This window comes from Asticcacaulis sp. (genome assembly GCF_035497195.1).
GTDB lineage: Bacteria > Pseudomonadota > Alphaproteobacteria > Caulobacterales > Caulobacteraceae > Asticcacaulis.
In genome coordinates, this window is the sequence record NZ_DATJDZ010000014.1 from 21,209 (window position 1) to 38,105 (window position 16,897).

The window sequence follows — 16,897 nt, forward strand, 5'->3', positions numbered from 1 at the left end:
ATCAGTGCAGCCGTGTCAGCTTATCAGGGTTACGCTGGAACCAGACGGCGGAAATCCGGCCGTCAGTGACTTCCACGCTCAGCACATCGATATAAGCATCCGTGTGGGTGGTCAGCAATGACATCACACCGTTGACGCGTTCGTAGCGCAGCGCTGCGGTCGTGTGGTTTCGGAACTTCTGGTAGATGCCGGCCATGAAGGCGCCGACCCGGCGCTTGCCATCGAGAATATTGATCGCCGCCGACACCTTGCCGCCGCCGTCGCTGTAGAGCTTCACATCCTCGGCCAGCAGGGCTTCCAGCGCCGCCACATCACCCTTTTGCGAGGCTGTGACAAAGGCTTCGAGATAGCGCCGTTCGTCGGCCGGCGTCACCTTGAAGCGTGGCCGCGACGCCTTGACATGGCTGCGCGCACGGGCGGCCAGTTGGCGGCAACTGTCCTCGGAACGTTCCAGAGTTTTGGCGATTTCGTCATAGCCGACATCGAAGACATCGTGCAGCAGGAAGCTGGCGCGCTCTAGTGGAGTCAGGCGTTCCAGCGCATAGAGAAGCCCGACGGACAGATCATCCGCCAGTTCGGTGGCCGCCGCCGGCGAGCCGGTGAAATCGCTGACATCGTGCAACGGCTCCGGCAGCCACGGACCTACATAATCGACGCGTTTCTTGTGCGCGCTTTTCAGGATATCGAGACAGATACGCGTCACGATCCGGGTCAGGTAGGCGCGTTTGTTGTCGAGCGCATCCGGCGCCGTTTCGCGCACCCGCAAAAAAGCATCCTGAACGGCGTCCTCGGCCTCGCTGATCGTACCCAGCATCCGATAGGCCACGCCTTGCAGATACCGGCGCTCGTCTTCAAACCACTGGATGTCGGAGTGAGGGATCATGCTCTGGCCTTTTCAATAAAGGTTGGTCCACAGATAAGCACAGATGGTTCAGCGTATAAAATCTTATCTGCGCTTATCTGGCTTATCTGTGGACCCCTTAAATCTTAAGCCGCTGGCTTGTCGTTGGCATGGAGGAAACGCATGGAAATAGCGATGCGGTTCCAAGCGTTGATCATGGCGACGGCCAGCGTCAGATCGGCCATTTCCTTGTCGGTGAAATGGGCCTTGACCTCTGCATAGGTCTCGTCCTCGGCACGATCCGTGGCGATATTGGTGAGGGATTCCGTCCACAGCAGCGCGGCGCGTTCCTTCTCCGTGAACATGCGCGATTCTTCCCAGGCCGGCAGCAGGTTCAGGCGGGCGGGCGTATCGCCGGCCTTGAGCGCTTCTTCATAGTGCATGTGCAGGCAGAAGGCGCAGCCATTGATCTGCGAGGCGCGCAGCTTGACGAGGCTCAGCAGTTTCAGGTCGAGCGCGCCGTGTATGTAGTTTTCGACATTGATCAGGCCGTTATAGCCATCGGCGGCAAGGACGGCGAGATTCAGGCGGTTGAAGTGGGTCATAACAGTCTCCTTCGGTTGGTTATGCTGTTATGACGAGCGGGCCGGCGCGGTTGTGACATGACACGCGATTTTTTCTCAGGAAAACGTATTTAGATTGAACCTGACACCGGTATCTTTTAGGTTTGCGAACCTAACGGAAGTCACGCAATGTCTTATAAATCCACCGCTGATCGTTTTGTCGCCGCCCGCCGCACCGCCACGGCCCTGCCGGATTATCCCGGTGACCTGCCGGCGACAATGACGGACGCCTACGCCATCCAGGACGCGGCCATGGATCAGTGGCATCAGAAGCTTGTCGGCTGGAAAATCGCCCGCATTCATCCCGATTTTCAGGCGCAGCACGGCGAGCGAATGGCCGGGCCGATCTTCGCCAACAGCTTCCATGAATATAAAGGCGAAACCCTGACCTATTCGCTTTTCACCGGTGGCTTCGGCGCGGTCGAGGCTGAGTTCGTCCTGCGTATCGATCACGACGCCGATCCGGAAAAAACCAGTTATACCGAAGAAGAAGCCCTGCGCCTGTGCGACGGCCTGTTCGCCGGGGTGGAGGTGGCCGGTTCACCCTTTCCGAAGATCAATGAACTGGGGCCGACGGTCACGGCTTCGGATTTCGGCAATAATTTCGGCGAAATCTTAGGCCCCCGACTGCTGGAGATCGATTCCGACACGACGCTCGATACCGTCAGTCCGGAAGCGCTGAAAAACTACAGATCGAAGACCGAGATCGACGGCCAGACCGTCGGCGAAGGCGGGCTTTTCGTCATGCCCGGCGGCCCTTTCAGCGCACTGGCGTGGCTGGCCGGTCACCTGGCCGAACGTGGCCGGCCGCTGACGCGTGGCCTTTTGATCTCGACCGGCCAGACCACCGGCGTCCATGCCATCAAAGCCGGCCAGGCCTCGGATATTACCTTTAGCGGCATCGCCGATGTGGTTATAAGGTTGAAAACCGTGCCCCTGACCGCCTGCGCGCCAGAAATATTACAGGAAACGACCTAATGCCATCGACCGCTCCTTTTGTCTGCTTCGGCGAATTGCTGATCCGCCTGACCGTCACCGGCGGCCATCTGCTGGAGAGCCTTTCGCCTCTGCAACCCGTCGGCGGCGGCGCCGAGGCCAATGTGGCGGTCGGGCTGGCGCGGCTGGGCCATGACACCCGCATGGTCAGTGTGGTGGCCGATAATGCGCTGGGCGTAGCGGCGATCAATGAACTGCGCCGCTGGGGCGTCGATACCAACGCGGTGACAAAGGCGCCGCAGCGCATGGGCCTCTATTTCCTGACACCCGGCGCCATCCACCGACCGTCTGATATCGTCTATGACCGCGCCGGCTCGGCTTTTGCCCTGGCCGATTTCAGCACGCTCGACTGGCCGAAGCTATTAAAAGGCGCCGGCTGGCTGCATGTTTCGGGCGTCACGGCGGCGCTCGGTGAAAACTGTGTGACGGCGGCGCTGACCGCCATGAAAGCCGCCCGCAAGGCCGGTGTGAAGGTGTCATTCGACTGCAATTATCGCCCCAAGCTATGGGCCGAATGGAGCGCCGACGCACCCGCCTACATCACAAAACTGATGACCGAGGCCGATCTGATTTTCGGCGGCTACCGCGATATCGAACTGGTTTCCGGCCAGCGCTTCAATGATGAGCGCGCGGCGGCGGATCATGCCTTCGCCGCCTTCCCGCTCCTGCAACGGCTGGTCTGCACCCGCCGTGAACAGATCAATGTCGATCACAACCGCCTGACCGGCCTGATGTATACCCGTGACGGCGCGCTGGAAACCGACACCCATGATATCGAACGGATCATCGACCGGATCGGCGGCGGTGACGCCTTCGCCGCCGGTGTCATGCACGGCCTTTTGACCGGCGCGGATGATGAAAAAGCGCTTGATTACGGCATTGCCTGCGCCTGCCTGAAACATGCGCAACCGGGCGACGCCAGCCTGGCCACGCCGGCCGATCTCGACGCTTTCCTCAGCGACGACGGCTTCGACGTAAAACGCTGACAAACATGCGGGTGCGGGGACTTGTCCCTGCCTACTTTACGATATCATCGACCGTATGGCGGGTGACATCATGATAGCCGGGACGGGCCTTGGCATAAACGCTCTTGGCCATATCGACGCCCCAGCCCGGTTGTTCCATCAGGCTTTTATAGAGCGGCACCACGAACTTGCGGCGGCCCTGCTCCGTCAGGAAACTTTCCAGCGCCGGCATGGCGGGCTGATAGTGATGCCGGATCGCCAGTTGCAGCCAGGCGAAGAGAATTTCCGAATTATGCGTCTTTGAGAAGGCGTAGACCTCGTCTAGTTGTGTCATCTGTTCGACCGTCAGGGCATCGGGCAGGTGAGTCAGGAAATACTGCCATTGCGGCGAACTGTAGTTGTCGACCTTCAGTTCCTTCGCCGGAGTGCCTTCCATAAAGGCCAGCACCTGGGAGGCGACTTCATCGAGCGCGGCGGAGGTCGGCGCCACGGCGTTATCCGGCATCCCTTTGTCGTAAAGCCACTGGTGAATTTTGAGCGTCTTTTCGAGATCAGCGTCATTGCGCAACAGATGCGTCCGCAGATCGACAACGAAAGCGTCCGTGGTCATGCTCTGGAAGGCGTAGCGCTGGAAATAGCCCTTGAGATAGGCGTCCAGCTTTTTGCGGCCGAAATGCGCTTCCAGCATCCGCAGGAAGGCGGCGCCCTTTTCATAGGGCACGTCGCTGAAATAATCGTCCGGATTGATGTTTTTCAGATCGGGATGCAGGCGGGTGAAATCGGGATTTGCCGTCTTGCTGCCCGGTTCAGTCAGGTCTTTCAGCGTGCCCTGCAGGTCCTGCCAGCCGAGCACGCGCAGCATGTCGGCGCGCTCCTTGCCATAGACCTCTTCCATGATCCGGCCCTCGAAATAGACCGTGAAGCCTTCATTGAGCCAGAAATCCTCCCAGGTGGCATTGGTGACCAGATTACCTGACCAGCTATGCGCCAGTTCGTGCGCCACCAGCGACACCAGCGACTTGTCGCCGGCGATGACGGTGGGGGTGGCGAAGGTCAGGGTCGGGTTTTCCATACCGCCGAAGGGGAAGGACGGCGGCAGGACCAGCACGTCATAGCGGCCCCACTGATAGGGGCCGTAAAGCTTCTCGGCGGCTTCCAGCATGGATTGCATGTCGGTAAATTCATTGGCCGCGGCGGTCAGCGTCGCCTTCTCGGCATAAACGCCGGTACGCGAACCCTCGGCCTTGAAACCGATATCGCCGATGGCGATGGCGATCAGATAGGGCGCGATCGGCTTCTTCATATCGAAGCGGAAGGCGCGCTGGGCCGCATGACCGGGCACTTTTTCGCCTTCAGGCGTCAGGCGATCGGCGCTCATCACCGCCACCAGGTTGGAAGGCACGACGATGCGCGCGCTGTAGGTCTGGCGGATGGCGGGGCTGTCCTGAGTCGGTATCCAGGTGCGTGTGTGGATTTCCTCGCCCTGGCTGAAGACGAAGGGCAGTTTCTTGCCGGCGGTCTGTTCGGGTGACAGCCATTGCAGAGCCGTGCCGTCCTTGGTCGTCTGGTAGTGGACGACGATCTTCTGCGCCCCCTGCGGCAGCTCGATGGTGAGCGGCTTGCCCATCATGTCATTGCCCTTGCCGAGGGTGAATTTCAGCGGGGCGCCGGACGCATCCGTCACCGACTGGATATCGAGCGCGCGGGTATCGAGGATAACCTGTTTGGCGTTGGCCTCGGTGATCAGGGTCAGGGTCGCTGTGCCCTTGAGGATCTTGGCGTTGAAATCAGCGGTCAGGTCGAGATCGACATGGCTGACGCGGGCTTCCTGCGGGCGGGCGTAGGAATGGTCATCGACCGTCTTGGCGACAATGGCCAGGGGTGCGGCGGCTTCATCGTCCTTCGGGGCGCAGCCGGTCATCATCAGGCCCGTGGTGAGGGTCAGCGCCGCCATCAGGCAGGCGAACAGGCCGATCGGTTGTCTGGCAGCTTTGGTGGCAGCTTTGGCAATCATCGGTCGGCATCCTCAGGCAATTGGCGCCGTTGTTCGGCGCGCGTCTATTAAACGGGAAAATGAATGTTCACACAACCGTGAAAATAGCACAAGGGCCGCGCGTCATTAAGACGCGCAGCCCTTGTTTCATCTCAGGTTTTGCTCAGGCCTTACGAGCGTGTACGGCGCTTGAACTGGGCGCCTTCCGTGCGAGCCTTGGGGGCGTCGCTAAAGCGTTGACCGGAGGGCTTGAAAGCGCCCTTGGACGCGCCGGCCTTGGCGTTGTCCTTGCGGCCAGCCGGGCGTGGCTTGCCACGGAAATCAGCCTTGGCCGGACGTTCAGCGCTACGGTCGTCACGCGGGGTATATTCGCGCGGACGCTCGGCGTGAGCGCGGTCCGAATGCGGGCGGTCACCACGCGGGGCGTCCGAACGCGGACGATCATAGCTGCGTTCCGAACGATCGCCACGCGGCGCGGCGTTACGGTCGAACGGCTTCTTCTGGAAAGGCTTCTTTTCAGAGAAGTTGCGCTCACCGGCAGGGGCTGCGGGACGCTCGGCCGACATCGGATCATAGGACGCCGGACGCGGCCCAAAGTCGCGGTCACCGCCACGATTGCCGCCGGGCTTCTTGTTGCCGTACTTGCGATCGGCAAAGGAAGAGCGCTCACCACGTTCCGAACCCTCGGCATTGGACTTGCCCGGACGGTTGCGGCTGCGCTTATGGACGTTCTCGGCGTTCGGATCGATATGGCGGGCTTCACGCCTGACGGGGATACGATCCGGCGTGGTCGGCTTTTCAGCGACGCCCGAAGCCAGCATGGCCTCGTCGAGCAGCTTCAGGGCCTGGTCCTTGCGGCGATCGAACGACGGGATGCGCTGGCGCGTCATGCGTTCGATATCCTTCAGCATCTTGCGTTCGTCATCCGAACAGAAGCTGATCGAGATACCGGTCTTGCCTGCGCGGGCCGTGCGGCCGATGCGGTGGACATAGGCTTCCGAAACGTTCGGCAGCTCGTAATTGATGACGTGCGAAACGTTATCGACGTCGATACCGCGAGCGGCGATATCGGTGGCGACCAGGGCGCGGACCTTGCCGGCCTTGAAGGCCTGCAGGGCGCGTTCGCGCTGGCCCTGTGACTTGTCACCGTGGATGGCGGCGGCTTCGATGCCACCGGCTTGCAGATAGGCGGCGACCTTATCGGCCGAGCGCTTGGTGCGGGTGAAAACCAGAGTGCGCGACAGCTTGTCTTCGGCGTAAAGCTCGGTCAGCAGGGCGCGCTTGCGCACGGCCTCGATGAAGATGACGCTTTGTTCGACGCGCTCGGCCGTGGTGGCCTCCGGCGTGACTTCGACCTTCTTGGGATTGACCAGCAGTTCGGAGGCGAGGATGCCGATTTCCTTCGGCATGGTGGCCGAGAAGAAGAGATTTTGACGCGGGCCGCGCATACGCGAAGCGACCTGGCGGATCGGCTTGACGAAACCGAGATCGAGCATCTGGTCGGCTTCGTCGAGGACGAAGAATTCGACCGCCGACAGATCAACCGTCTTTTGTTCGATGTGGTCGATCAGGCGGCCCGGCGTGGCGACGAGAATGTCGAGGCCGCCATTGAGCGCCTTGTATTGCGGACCATACTTGGAACCGCCGTAGATGGTGGCGATTTGCAGGCCGGTGCCGCGGGCATATTGGGCGAAGCTGTCGGCGATCTGCGAAGCCAGTTCACGGGTGGGGGACAGGACCAGCACGCGCGTCTGGCGCGGCACCGGCATCTTGCGCTCGGCCAGCAGCTTTTGCAGGATCGGCAGGGCGAAGGCCGCCGTCTTGCCGGTGCCGGTCTGGGCGATGCCCAGCAGGTCATGGCCGTCGAGCAGATAAGGGATGGCCTGGGCCTGGATCGGGGTCGGCGTGGTATAGCCGGCTTTTTCAAGCTGGATCAGCAGGGTGGAGGCGAGACCGAGATCGGAAAAGAGTTTAGTCACGTAAAGCACGCTTTCTATGTATCGGGCGTCGCTTCGCACATGGCGACACAACGGCCCTTACCCGCATCTGTGACATCACAGATCGGGAGTTGAGGGTCGAAGCGTTCGCGTGTCACGGACTTCGGTCATTTTTATAGATGGCAGGTCGCTAGAAGCGGCAACCTTGGATCACTGGCGGTATGTACTTAGTCTGCGCGCAGTTTTATCCGAAAAGTGCACAATAGCATTGCATGACACTTTATCGGACTGCGCGTATACGAAGCATACCTCACGCGGCCAGAGCAGCGCATCAGTCCGAGAATTACCTGAGTAAATTCAACTGGAAAACGCGCAGAGAGCGTAAAAACGGTTATTTCGCCTAAGCGAAGCGGCGTAAATGCCCTTTCAACGGCGAAAAGTCAAGGCTGCATTTTGCTGCGCCGCAAACAAAAAATTCACATTCATTTTCGCAAAGCCGCATCCCTTTTGCGCACTTACTCACGCTTTATAAACCTTACGGGCCTACAGTCCGCCCTACAGCGTAGTATACGCGAAATGCCCGCAAGCCGTCGCGTTAACGAACGGCGGGGCCATAGACCAGTGATCCGTTAGTGCCGCGTATGCGTATTCCCCACGTGCTTTTCCACGTGGTCCTTTGCCCATTTCTGCTTTCAGGTTCATCATGACCCCGCCACTACGCCACCCCGCCCCGCCCGCCAACGCAGCCCCGTCTGCGCCAGCGCAAGGCCGCCCGGCGGTCGAGGTCATCACCCCTGATCAGTACGCCGATCGCCGTGCCGAACCGCGTGTCCAGTGCGACGCCCGCGGCGCCATGCTGTTCCTGTCAAGTTCCCAGATCATCAACTGCCGCATCCTCGACCAGAGCGCCAGCGGCGCCCGCGTCGCCATGGATAACCTGGATCATATTCCATCCGAAATCTGGTTGATCGATCTCGACAGCGGCATGGTCAAGCGCGGCTCGTCTGCCTGGTCGATGGCCAACCGCATGGGACTGAAATTCAATTTCATCCAGAAGATGACCGATGACGGCAAACGTCCCGCCAAGGTGCCGCCGGAAGTTTTTGATGCCTGGGTCCGCCTGAGCAGGACCACCGCCGCGCCGGACGAAGACCCGGACGACGGCGTGATCTATTTCGACTAAGGGCCCTGGAAAGAAAAATCCCGCATGACGTGATGTCTGCGGGATTTCTTTTACATAAGCGACCGAAATTTGAGTGTTCCGTTGACAGCTTTCAACTCGTCTAAAGCTTCCTTGGGATAGCCCTTGTCGACATCAACAATGACATAGCCGAGCGTTTCGTTGGTCTTCAAATGCTGGGCCAACACGTTCAGGTCATACTTGGCCATGATGGCGTTGATCGACGCCAATACGCCCGGCACGTTCTGGTGCAGATGCAGGAAGCGATGACGGCCGGAGACTTCCGACAGGGCGACGTGCGGCATGTTGACCGAGAAGGTGGTGTCGCCGCGATTGAGGAAGCCCAGCAGGCGTTCCGAAGCGAATTCGGCGATGGCTTCCTGCGCTTCTTCGGTCGAGCCGCCGATGTGCGGCGTCAGGATCAGGTTCGGCAGGCCCATCAGCGACGATTCAAACGGATCATCATTGGTGCGCGGTTCCTTCGGGAAGACATCGACCGCCGCGCCGTAGAGCTTGCCTGATTTCAGCGCCGCCGACAGGGCGTCGATATCAACGACATGACCACGTGACAGGTTGATGAACAGGGCGCCGTCCTTCATGCGGGCGAACTGCGCCGCGCCGAAGATATTCTTGTTGTCGCCACGGCCATCGACATGCAGCGAAATGACGTCGGCCTCGGCCAGCAGGGCGTCGAGCGAGCGATAGCGCTTGGCATTGCCCAGGGTCAGTTTTTCAGCCAGGTCGAAATAGATGACGCGCATACCGAAACTTTCGGCCAGAATCGACAACTGCGAACCAATGGCGCCGTAACCGACGATGCCGAGCGTCTTGCCGCGCACTTCATGGGCGCCGGTGGCCGACTTGTCCCACTTGCCCTTGTGCATGGCCGCCGACTTGTCGGGGATGCTGCGGGTCAGCATGACGACCAGACCGATGACCATTTCCACCACCGAGCGGGTGTTGGAATAGGGCGCGTTGAAGACGGCGATGCCCTTTTGCGAGCAGGCTACAAGGTCAATCTGGTTGGTGCCGATGCAGAAGGCCGAAACCGCCATCAGCTTGTCAGCGGCTTCAATCGCCTTGGCGGTGAGGTTGGTTTTCGAGCGCAGGCCAAGAATGTGAACGCCCTGGAGCGCCTGGATCAGGTCATCCTCATCGAGCGCGCCCTTGACGGTGGTGACGTCATAGCCTTCTTCGCGGAAGGCGCGCACGGCGTCCGGATGGATGTTTTCGAGCAGCAGCACTTTCAGCTTGGAGCGCGGGAAGGAATAGCGGCCCTGATAGCCCTCGGCGTGCAGCACTTCGTCGAACGAGGCGGCGGTCAGGCTGGTCTCACCATTGACGGCGGCGACCACCTTCGGACGCGCCACGTTTTCGGTGAAGGCATAGAAGCGCTCGGCGGCGCCGCCCTTGTAAACCTCGAAATCAGTCCAGCCATCGCCGACCATGACGACCGCACCGGCGATGCCGAGGCCGGTCAGGGCCGTCACCTTGCCGCCATCCTGCGACAGCGGATTGGCCTGATCAACACCGACAGCGACGCCGGCCTCATTCCAGACCAAGCGATTGGCCAGCACGTATTCGGCCTCGATGCCGTAATCGGCGACCACCGGATCGATGAAATCATGGAAGCCGCCGGAGATGACGCGGAACTTGCCGGGATTCTCGGCGAAGACCGCCTTGTTGCGGATCACCGATATGCTGACCTTGGTTTTCAGCACCTCGATCAGGGCGGCGATATCGTCGCGCGTCGGCTTGAGCAACTGGACCCGACGGTTGAGGGCCTCGGCGAAGCTGATCTCGCCGGACATGGCCTGATCGGTCAGGGTCTTGATCCGGGCGACATCGGCGTGACGGGCCGGATCGGCGGCCGAAAGCAATTCCGCCAGAACATCGAGCGCCTCGACCGAGGTGAAGGTCGAATCAAAATCGAGAACGACAGTGGCCAGGTTCGGTTGGGGAAAGCTTGCATTCATCGCGGTCACGCCCATCTAAGGGCTGAACCGGCGCGAGGGGCCGTCCGCCCTGTCTAAAGATTTTGCCCTGCCATTCCGTAATACGAGGGCAGGAATGCGCTAGCCGATAAGACAAAAGTGCGCCCCGCACAACCGCCTTCGCCATTTATTATGGCATGTGGCGGCGTAATTCTTTAAAACTGTAGACGAATGACCCAAAAGCCTGCCAAACCCGTAAAATCTGTAACCAAAACCTTCGATACCTTACGCGAATATATGCCCGACATCATCGATCCCACCGAAGACTACTCCGCTCGTTTCGTTATCGAAGCTCATCCCGTGCATGGGCGATTGGTCCGGCTGGGGGAAACCCTCGATCAGATCCTGAAGGCGCACGATTACCCGCCGCAGATCGCCAACCTGCTGGGCGAAGCCTGCGTGTTGGCCGTGCTGGTGGGGGCATCGCTGAAATTCGAGGGCCGGCTGATCCTGCAAGCGCAGGGCGACGGCGTGGTGCGCTATGTCGTGGCCGATTACGACACCAGGGGCGGCCTGCGCGGTTTCTGCCGGTTCGACAAGGACGAGCTTGACGCGCTGGTAGCGGCCAATGAAGGCAGCTTCCAAAGTCTGGGCGCCCAGGCCCTGCTCGGCAAGGGCACTTTCATCATGACGCTCGATCCGGAAGAACATGGCGAACGCTATCAGGGCATTACCCCGATCGAAGGCGAAAGCCTGGCCCTGTGCGCCGAAAACTACTTCCGCCAGTCGGAACAGGTGCCGACCCAGATCAAGCTGGCGTGCTCGGAATATATGGATATCGACGGCGTTCACTGGCGGGCCGCCGGCGCCATGATCCAGGCCATCGCCGGCGACGAAACACGCGGCGACACAAAAGAGTCGTTCCAGCATATCCGCGCCCTGTTCGAGACGCTGGGCGAGGAAGAACTGACCGATTTCGACCTGCCGGCCGACCGCCTGCTGTTCCGCCTCTTCCATGAGGACGGCGTGCGCATGAGCGCCGCGAAACAGATCCACAAGCTCTGCCGCTGCACGCAGGAGCGCGTCGAAGGTCTGGTGCAATCCTTTTCCAACGAAGAACAGTCGGAGATGCTGGAAGCCGACGGCAAGGTCCACATCACCTGCGAATACTGCTCGAAAACCTTCTTCGTCGGATTGTAGCGCGATTGCGCTTTTAAAGAACGATGTTACTGTGATTCCACCGGCCGGAAATAACAAGGTCCGGGGGGAAACATCGTGAATAAACTGCCTGACAACCGGTTCGATGCACCGACACACGTCCGTGCGTCACGCCGCTATATCATGGGGGGCGCGGCCGCCGCCTTTTGCCTGTGCGCCGCGCCGCAGGTCCGCGCGCAACAGGTCACTACGCCGCCGGCAGACTATCAGGGAGATCACGACACCGCCGCTCTCGCCGCCCGGACGGATGACGCCGACCATCTCAGCATAGAGGTTCTGGTCAATGGCCAAGGGCCTTATCATTTTGTCGTCGACACCGGCGCGGAAACCTCGGTGGTCGCTGATAACGTCGCCCTGGCGCTGGGCCTGCCGCATGTGGCCTCGATCCTGGTCGACGGATTTTCACGGCGTATCCCGGCGCAAACCGTTCAGGTCGACAGCCTAGCTTTCGGCCCCTTCCAGCGCCGGAATATGACCCTGCCAGTCCTCCCGCGCCAGCATCTGCTTGCCGACGGCTATCTCGGTCTCGATGCCATCAGCGACAGCCGGGTGACTTTCGATTTCGCCGGCCGGACTCTGAAAATTGAACGGCCACGTAAACGGGGCGAAGATCGCCACTTTGGCGCTGGCCAATCCACACGCCTGTGGGCCAGCGGCGCTTCCGGCCACCTGCGCGTCTCCGACTGCGTGGTCGATGGTGTGCGCGCAACCGCCTTTATCGATACCGGCGCGCAGGTCTCGGTCGGCAACCGGGCCTTGAAAGCCGCCCTGGCCCTGCGCGGCACCCTGCGCAATCTGGGACCGCTCGTCCTCAACGGCGTGACCGGCGGCGAAATTCTCAGCGAGGTCATACCCGTCTCGCTCATCAAACTAGAAGATTTGTCCTTCACCGATTCGCGGCTGGCGATTGCCGAGGTGCCGAGCTTCGATGCCTGGAACGTGCGCAACCGTCCCGGCCTGCTGATCGGCATGAACTTCCTGCGCCAGTTCGCGGCGGTGACAATCGATTACCGGCAGAAATCCATCCATTTCGAACTCAGCGAAACGCCGCCCCAGCCAACCCCCGGCGTGCGGATAAACAGCCATGTCTGACACTTTTTCACGCCGGACCTTCGCCAGCAGCGGCCTTGCCCTGGCGGCTTCGCTCCTGCCCGGCGGTCCCGGCTGGACACAGACGATCACGGCCAATGCGTCCCTGCAAAAACCGGATGCCGATCAGGATGCAGCCAGTCTTATGGCGCGCACCGACGGCAACAACCACCTGACCATCGAAGTCATGATCAATGGCAAGGGGCCTTTCCGCTTCGTCATCGATACCGGGGCCGAACGCACCGTCATCGCCGATACGGTCGCGGCGGCGCTTGGCCTGCCTCAGGGCGATACCGTCACGATCAACGGCATTTCCAACCGCATCACCGTTCCAACTGTCCGGGTCGCCAACCTGTCCTTCGGCCTCTTTGTGCGCACCGAGCTGTTCCTGCCCATCCTGCCGCGCACCTTTTTGTTTGCCGATGGCTATCTCGGCCTTGACGCCATCAACGGCACGCGCGTCACCTTCGATTTTCAGAACCACGCCCTGCATGTCGAGCAGCCCAGGGCGCCCCTTCATCAAGCCACCCCGGAGAGTGAGACCGCCCGCGTCCGCGCCAGGGGCGCCGATGGCCGGCTGCGCGTCACCGATTGCCTGGTCGACAGCATAGCCGCCACCGCCTTCATCGATACCGGCGCCGAGGTGTCGGTCGGCAATGAAAGCCTGCTTTACAATCTGCGGCGTCGCAACAAGCACCTGACGACCCTTGGCACCATGACCCTGACCGGGGTGACCGGTGGCGAGGTCACCGGCGACATCATCCCGGTCAAGCGTATCCGCCTGCAGGGACTGGCCTTCACCAATGGCAGCCTGGTCATCGCCGATGTGCCCGATTTCAGCGTGTGGAAACTGCGGCTGCGCGCCGCCCTGCTGATCGGCATGGACTATTTGCGTCAGTTCGCAGCGGTGACCATCGATTATCGCAATAAGGAAATCCGCTTTGAACTCAGCCTGGCGCCACCAAATCCCCGGCCAGGCGTGGAGATCGAACACACGGTCTAGTTTTGCATGTCCAGAGAATAACCGGCGGAGCGCACCGTCCGGATCGGGTCGAACTGGTCGCCATTATTCAGCGCCTTGCGCAGGCGGCCGACATGGACATCGACCGTGCGGGCCTCGACGTAAACGTCATTGCCCCAGACCGCATCAAGCAACTGCTCGCGGCTGAAAACGCGGCGCGGATACTGCATCAGGTAATCGAGCAGTTTATATTCCGTCGGCCCCAGGTGGATATCGCGGCCGGCGCGCTGCACCCTGTGCGACAGGCGATCGACCGAAATTTCACCGAACTCTACCCGGTCTTCCGACAGCGCCGGGCGGATGCGGCGCAGGACAGCCCGAATCCGCGCCATCAGCTCGACCATCGAGAACGGCTTGACCACATAATCATCGGCGCCGGTATCCAGGCCGCGGATGCGGTCGGTTTCTTCGGAACGGGCGGTCAGCATAACGATCGGCAGGTTGCGCGTGGCGGTCTGCTGGCGCAGACGGCGGCAGACCTCGATGCCGGAGACTTTCGGCATCATCCAGTCGCACACCAGCAGGTCCGGCAAGCGCTCCTTGACCATCACCAGGGCTTCGTCGCCATCGGTGGCGAGACCGACATCATAACCTTCTTTTTCAAGATTATAGCTGAGCAGGGTGCCGAGCGCGTCTTCGTCTTCGGCGATGATGATGTAGGGCTTCATGCGGTTGTCTGGCTATTCCAGGTTACTGAGGGTATTGGCTTTGGGGCGGTCTTCGACGTAATCCTCGCCGGTCAGTTCAAAATGGATATGTTCGGCCATGTTGGTGGCGTAGTCGCCGATGCGCTCCAGGTTCTTGGCCATGAAAAGCAGATGCGTGCAGGCCGAGATCGTGCGCGGATCGCCCATCATGTAGGTCAGCAGTTCACGGAACAGCGCATTATAATGCTCATCGACCTCGGTATCCGAGGCCCAGACGCTTTGCGCCAGATCGACCTTGCCGCCCTTATAGGCATCCAGCACATCACGCAGACGCGACGACACCAGCTTGCCCATGCGCTCGATCGAGCGGGTCAGCGGCTGCATCGGCTGGGCTTCCGAAATGACGATGGCGCGCTTGGCGATATTCTTGGCCAGGTCGCCTGTGCGCTCAAGCGCAGTGGCCAGCTTCATGGCGGCCACCGTCTTGCGCAGGTCTTCGGCCATCGGCTGGCGCAGGGCGATCAGGCGGATACACTTGCGCTCGATGTCTTTTTCAAGCTCGTCAAGCTTATGGTCCCGGCCGACAACGCTTTGCGCCAGACCGACATCGCGACGCGCCACGGCGTCAACCGCGTCAGCCACCTGCGCCTCGGCCAGGCCGCCCATGAGCACCACTTCTGCCGAAAGCTGATCAAGCTCGTCGCCATAGGTCTTGACGATGTGAGTATTCATCTTGAACGACACCTTTGAAATTCCCTGTTCCTGATAGCTGGCGCGAAGCACCCCTTATCAGAAACTATAGCCCCAATAGGCGTATTTTGTGACAGTTTTATAATGGATATTGTTTTTTGTGCGCTCAAGCACCGCGCAGACTATCCCGCATCCTTCATGGGGCTATCCGAAACCAGACGGGGCGTTTCGGCCGATCCGAAGGCGCGGGTCTGCGGGAAATAAGCGCTGAAAGCTGTGAAAGTCTGGGGTGTCTGCGGCAAGATCGCCACCTTTCCATCACGTTCCAGAATATCATCCTCGTTGGCCGAGGCCGGTCCCTGGCTTTCGACCACCAGTCCGCCGCGGTGGCGATTGATGATGTGCTTGACGATGGCCAGGCCGAGGCCGGTGCCCAGCCGGTCACCGCTCTTCTGGCCCTCAACGCGATAGAAGCGTTCGGCCAGGCGCGGCAAAAATTCACGTTTGATTCCAGGCCCTTCGTCGCGCACGGTGATGCGGGCGTAGTGCTCATGCACGTTACGATCCGGCCGCAGCAGGATCAGTTTCGCCGCCTGTTTGTCGCTGAGCGAAAGCGCCTGCGGCAGGGTCATGTCGAAGCAGATGGTGATACTGACCTCCGACCCCACCGGGGCATATTTCAGCGCATTATCAGTCAGATTCTGCACCACCTGCAAGATCTGATCGCGGTCGCCGATGATCGGATACAGACCGGGCTTCGGCCCATCGACACGCAGGCGCACGCCCTTTTGCTGGGCGAGCACGCTGAGGCTATCGACCACATCGCGCACAGCCAGGGCCAGATCAGCTTCACCCGACGGCGGCACATGCTCGCTCATTTCGATACGCGACAAAGACAGCAGATCGGCGATCAGCCGGCCCATGCGGTCGGCCTGCGCGCTCATGATTGTCAAAAATTTGTCACGCGCCTTTTCATCGTCGCGCGCCGGTCCGCGCAGGGTTTCGATAAAGCCGGTGATGGAGGCCAACGGCGTGCGCAATTCGTGAGAGGCGTTGGCGAGGAAATCGGCGCGCATCCGCTCCATGCGGCGGGAATCCGTCTCATCGCGGATCACGAGCAGAGCCAGACGCTGGCCATCGTGTGCGTTTTCCATAGGCAGGGGCGAGGAGAAAGCCCGCCAATATTGATCGCGTGCGCCGCCGCTCGTCTCAAAATCGACCGAGCCGGTGATGCCGCCAAACAGCGCTTCATCGACACATTCCAGCACTTCCGGCACGCGGATGGCGCCAACCAGCGGCCCGCCATCAGAGCGCAGATGAAATACCATCTGGGCGGCGGCATTGGCGAAAATCACCCGGCGCGCGGCGATATCATCCGGTTCGTGGCCGGAAACAATCATCACCGGATCGGGAACGGCACGCAGGACTTCCTGGAAACTCGGCCCTTCCGGCTGGACCTTGACCTGTTTTTCCGGGGCCTTCAACGCCTTGATTGTCTCTTCGGCGTCACCGAGCAGGACCAGATAACGGATGGCGGTATAACCGATAACCAGCAGCGCCACGAAGACCAGCAGCGAACGGAGCGGCGGAAAAAACGCCATGACGATCAGGATCGCGCATCCGATCACAGTGCCGGGCGGAATGAATTTCCAGACGCTCTGACGCTTTTCCATTTTGTGCCCAAACCTCGCAGCGCTCATCTTATGACTTAAAGACCATAGTGTTTATAGCGATTTGACGACAGTTTGGTGACCTGGGCGTAA

At 60.6% G+C, this 16,897-nt stretch carries 14 protein-coding genes; 6 read left to right on the forward strand and 8 right to left on the reverse strand.

Features of this window, described 5'->3' with window-relative positions; genetic code table 11:
- Position 1 precedes the first annotated feature (1 nt).
- Together VL130_RS04155 and VL130_RS04160 are read right to left on the reverse strand one after the other, a co-directional pair.
- A complete protein-coding gene (locus tag VL130_RS04155) occupies positions 2-883 on the reverse strand; it encodes a sigma-70 family RNA polymerase sigma factor (protein WP_325361471.1) in 882 nt (293 codons plus the stop codon).
- Between the two features lie 104 nt (positions 884-987).
- Positions 988-1,446 carry a carboxymuconolactone decarboxylase family protein gene (locus tag VL130_RS04160; RefSeq protein WP_325361472.1) on the reverse strand — a complete coding sequence of 153 codons (459 nt, stop codon included), beginning with the start codon at positions 1,444-1,446 and terminating at the stop codon, positions 988-990.
- Positions 1,447-1,593: 147 nt separating this feature from the next.
- Here VL130_RS04160 and VL130_RS04165 point away from each other — a divergent pair, with 147 nt between their 5' ends.
- Together VL130_RS04165 and VL130_RS04170 are read left to right on the forward strand one after the other, a co-directional pair.
- The gene (locus VL130_RS04165; RefSeq protein WP_325361473.1) at positions 1,594-2,442 is read left to right on the forward strand and encodes a 2-keto-4-pentenoate hydratase; all 849 of its coding nucleotides are present in this window, start codon (positions 1,594-1,596) and stop codon (positions 2,440-2,442) included.
- The gene (locus VL130_RS04170; RefSeq protein WP_325361474.1) at positions 2,442-3,446 is read left to right on the forward strand and encodes a sugar kinase; all 1,005 of its coding nucleotides are present in this window, start codon (positions 2,442-2,444) and stop codon (positions 3,444-3,446) included. The genes VL130_RS04165 and VL130_RS04170 overlap by 1 nt, the downstream gene beginning before the upstream one ends.
- Positions 3,447-3,477: 31 nt before the next feature.
- On the opposite strand, the gene VL130_RS04175 is transcribed toward VL130_RS04170, so the two are convergent.
- Both VL130_RS04175 and VL130_RS04180 read right to left on the reverse strand, forming a co-directional pair.
- Positions 3,478-5,439: a M1 family metallopeptidase gene (locus tag VL130_RS04175; protein ID WP_325361475.1), complete on the reverse strand. Its 1,962-nt coding sequence runs from the start codon at positions 5,437-5,439 to the stop codon at positions 3,478-3,480.
- 149 nt (positions 5,440-5,588) lie between these two features.
- On the reverse strand, positions 5,589-7,397 hold the full coding sequence (locus VL130_RS04180; RefSeq protein WP_325361476.1) for a DEAD/DEAH box helicase: 1,809 nt from the start codon (positions 7,395-7,397) through the stop codon (positions 5,589-5,591).
- A gap of 661 nt (positions 7,398-8,058) precedes the next feature.
- Between VL130_RS04180 and VL130_RS04185 the strand changes: the two genes are divergently transcribed.
- Positions 8,059-8,538, forward strand: coding sequence for a hypothetical protein (locus VL130_RS04185; protein ID WP_325361477.1), 480 nt, complete (start codon positions 8,059-8,061; stop codon positions 8,536-8,538).
- Between the two features lie 50 nt (positions 8,539-8,588).
- Here the strand turns inward: VL130_RS04185 and serA are convergent, their stop codons facing one another.
- Positions 8,589-10,511 (reverse strand): phosphoglycerate dehydrogenase, encoded by a 1,923-nt coding sequence (serA, locus tag VL130_RS19495; RefSeq protein ID WP_414636211.1) that lies wholly within the window; start codon positions 10,509-10,511, stop codon positions 8,589-8,591.
- Positions 10,512-10,766: 255 nt separating this feature from the next.
- Between serA and VL130_RS04200 the strand changes: the two genes are divergently transcribed.
- The 3 genes from VL130_RS04200 (at position 10,767) to VL130_RS04210 (ending at position 13,779) form a co-directional block, all read left to right on the forward strand.
- Positions 10,767-11,669, forward strand: coding sequence for an Hsp33 family molecular chaperone (locus tag VL130_RS04200; RefSeq protein ID WP_325362365.1), 903 nt, complete (start codon positions 10,767-10,769; stop codon positions 11,667-11,669).
- Between the two features lie 75 nt (positions 11,670-11,744).
- On the forward strand, positions 11,745-12,779 hold the full coding sequence (locus tag VL130_RS04205; protein ID WP_325361478.1) for an aspartyl protease family protein: 1,035 nt from the start codon (positions 11,745-11,747) through the stop codon (positions 12,777-12,779).
- Positions 12,772-13,779: a retropepsin-like aspartic protease gene (locus tag VL130_RS04210; RefSeq protein WP_325361479.1), complete on the forward strand. Its 1,008-nt coding sequence runs from the start codon at positions 12,772-12,774 to the stop codon at positions 13,777-13,779. Before VL130_RS04205 ends, VL130_RS04210 begins: the two co-directional genes overlap by 8 nt.
- Here the strand turns inward: VL130_RS04210 and phoB are convergent.
- The 3 genes from phoB to VL130_RS04225 form a co-directional block, all read right to left on the reverse strand.
- The gene (phoB, locus tag VL130_RS04215; protein ID WP_325361480.1) at positions 13,776-14,465 is read right to left on the reverse strand and encodes a phosphate regulon transcriptional regulator PhoB; all 690 of its coding nucleotides are present in this window, start codon (positions 14,463-14,465) and stop codon (positions 13,776-13,778) included. The two genes, VL130_RS04210 and phoB, sit on opposite strands and share 4 nt — an antisense overlap.
- Before the next feature lie 12 nt (positions 14,466-14,477).
- Positions 14,478-15,176, reverse strand: a complete 699-nt coding sequence (phoU, locus tag VL130_RS04220; protein ID WP_325361481.1) for a phosphate signaling complex protein PhoU — start codon at positions 15,174-15,176, stop codon at positions 14,478-14,480.
- A 140-nt stretch (positions 15,177-15,316) separates the two neighbouring features.
- Positions 15,317-16,807: a sensor histidine kinase gene (locus VL130_RS04225; RefSeq protein ID WP_325361482.1), complete on the reverse strand. Its 1,491-nt coding sequence runs from the start codon at positions 16,805-16,807 to the stop codon at positions 15,317-15,319.
- Between the last annotated feature and the right edge of the window lie 90 nt (positions 16,808-16,897).

Bases quoted from the DNA above. Each gene is read 5' to 3' on its own strand.
- phoU (WP_325361481.1), bottom strand. From the start codon at position 15,176: ATGAATACTCACATCGTCAAGACCTATGGCGACGAGCTTGATCAGCTT.
- serA (WP_414636211.1), bottom strand. From the start codon at position 10,511: ATGAATGCAAGCTTTCCCCAACCGAACCTGGCCACTGTCGTTCTCGAT.
- VL130_RS04175 (WP_325361475.1), bottom strand. From the start codon at position 5,439: ATGATTGCCAAAGCTGCCACCAAAGCTGCCAGACAACCGATCGGCCTG.
- phoB (WP_325361480.1), bottom strand. From the start codon at position 14,465: ATGAAGCCCTACATCATCATCGCCGAAGACGAAGACGCGCTCGGCACC.
- VL130_RS04200 (WP_325362365.1), top strand. From the start codon at position 10,767: ATGCCCGACATCATCGATCCCACCGAAGACTACTCCGCTCGTTTCGTT.
- VL130_RS04155 (WP_325361471.1), bottom strand. From the start codon at position 883: ATGATCCCTCACTCCGACATCCAGTGGTTTGAAGACGAGCGCCGGTAT.
- VL130_RS04225 (WP_325361482.1), bottom strand. From the start codon at position 16,807: ATGGAAAAGCGTCAGAGCGTCTGGAAATTCATTCCGCCCGGCACTGTG.
- VL130_RS04170 (WP_325361474.1), top strand. From the start codon at position 2,442: ATGCCATCGACCGCTCCTTTTGTCTGCTTCGGCGAATTGCTGATCCGC.
- VL130_RS04160 (WP_325361472.1), bottom strand. From the start codon at position 1,446: ATGACCCACTTCAACCGCCTGAATCTCGCCGTCCTTGCCGCCGATGGC.
- VL130_RS04210 (WP_325361479.1), top strand. From the start codon at position 12,772: ATGTCTGACACTTTTTCACGCCGGACCTTCGCCAGCAGCGGCCTTGCC.
- VL130_RS04185 (WP_325361477.1), top strand. From the start codon at position 8,059: ATGACCCCGCCACTACGCCACCCCGCCCCGCCCGCCAACGCAGCCCCG.
- VL130_RS04165 (WP_325361473.1), top strand. From the start codon at position 1,594: ATGTCTTATAAATCCACCGCTGATCGTTTTGTCGCCGCCCGCCGCACC.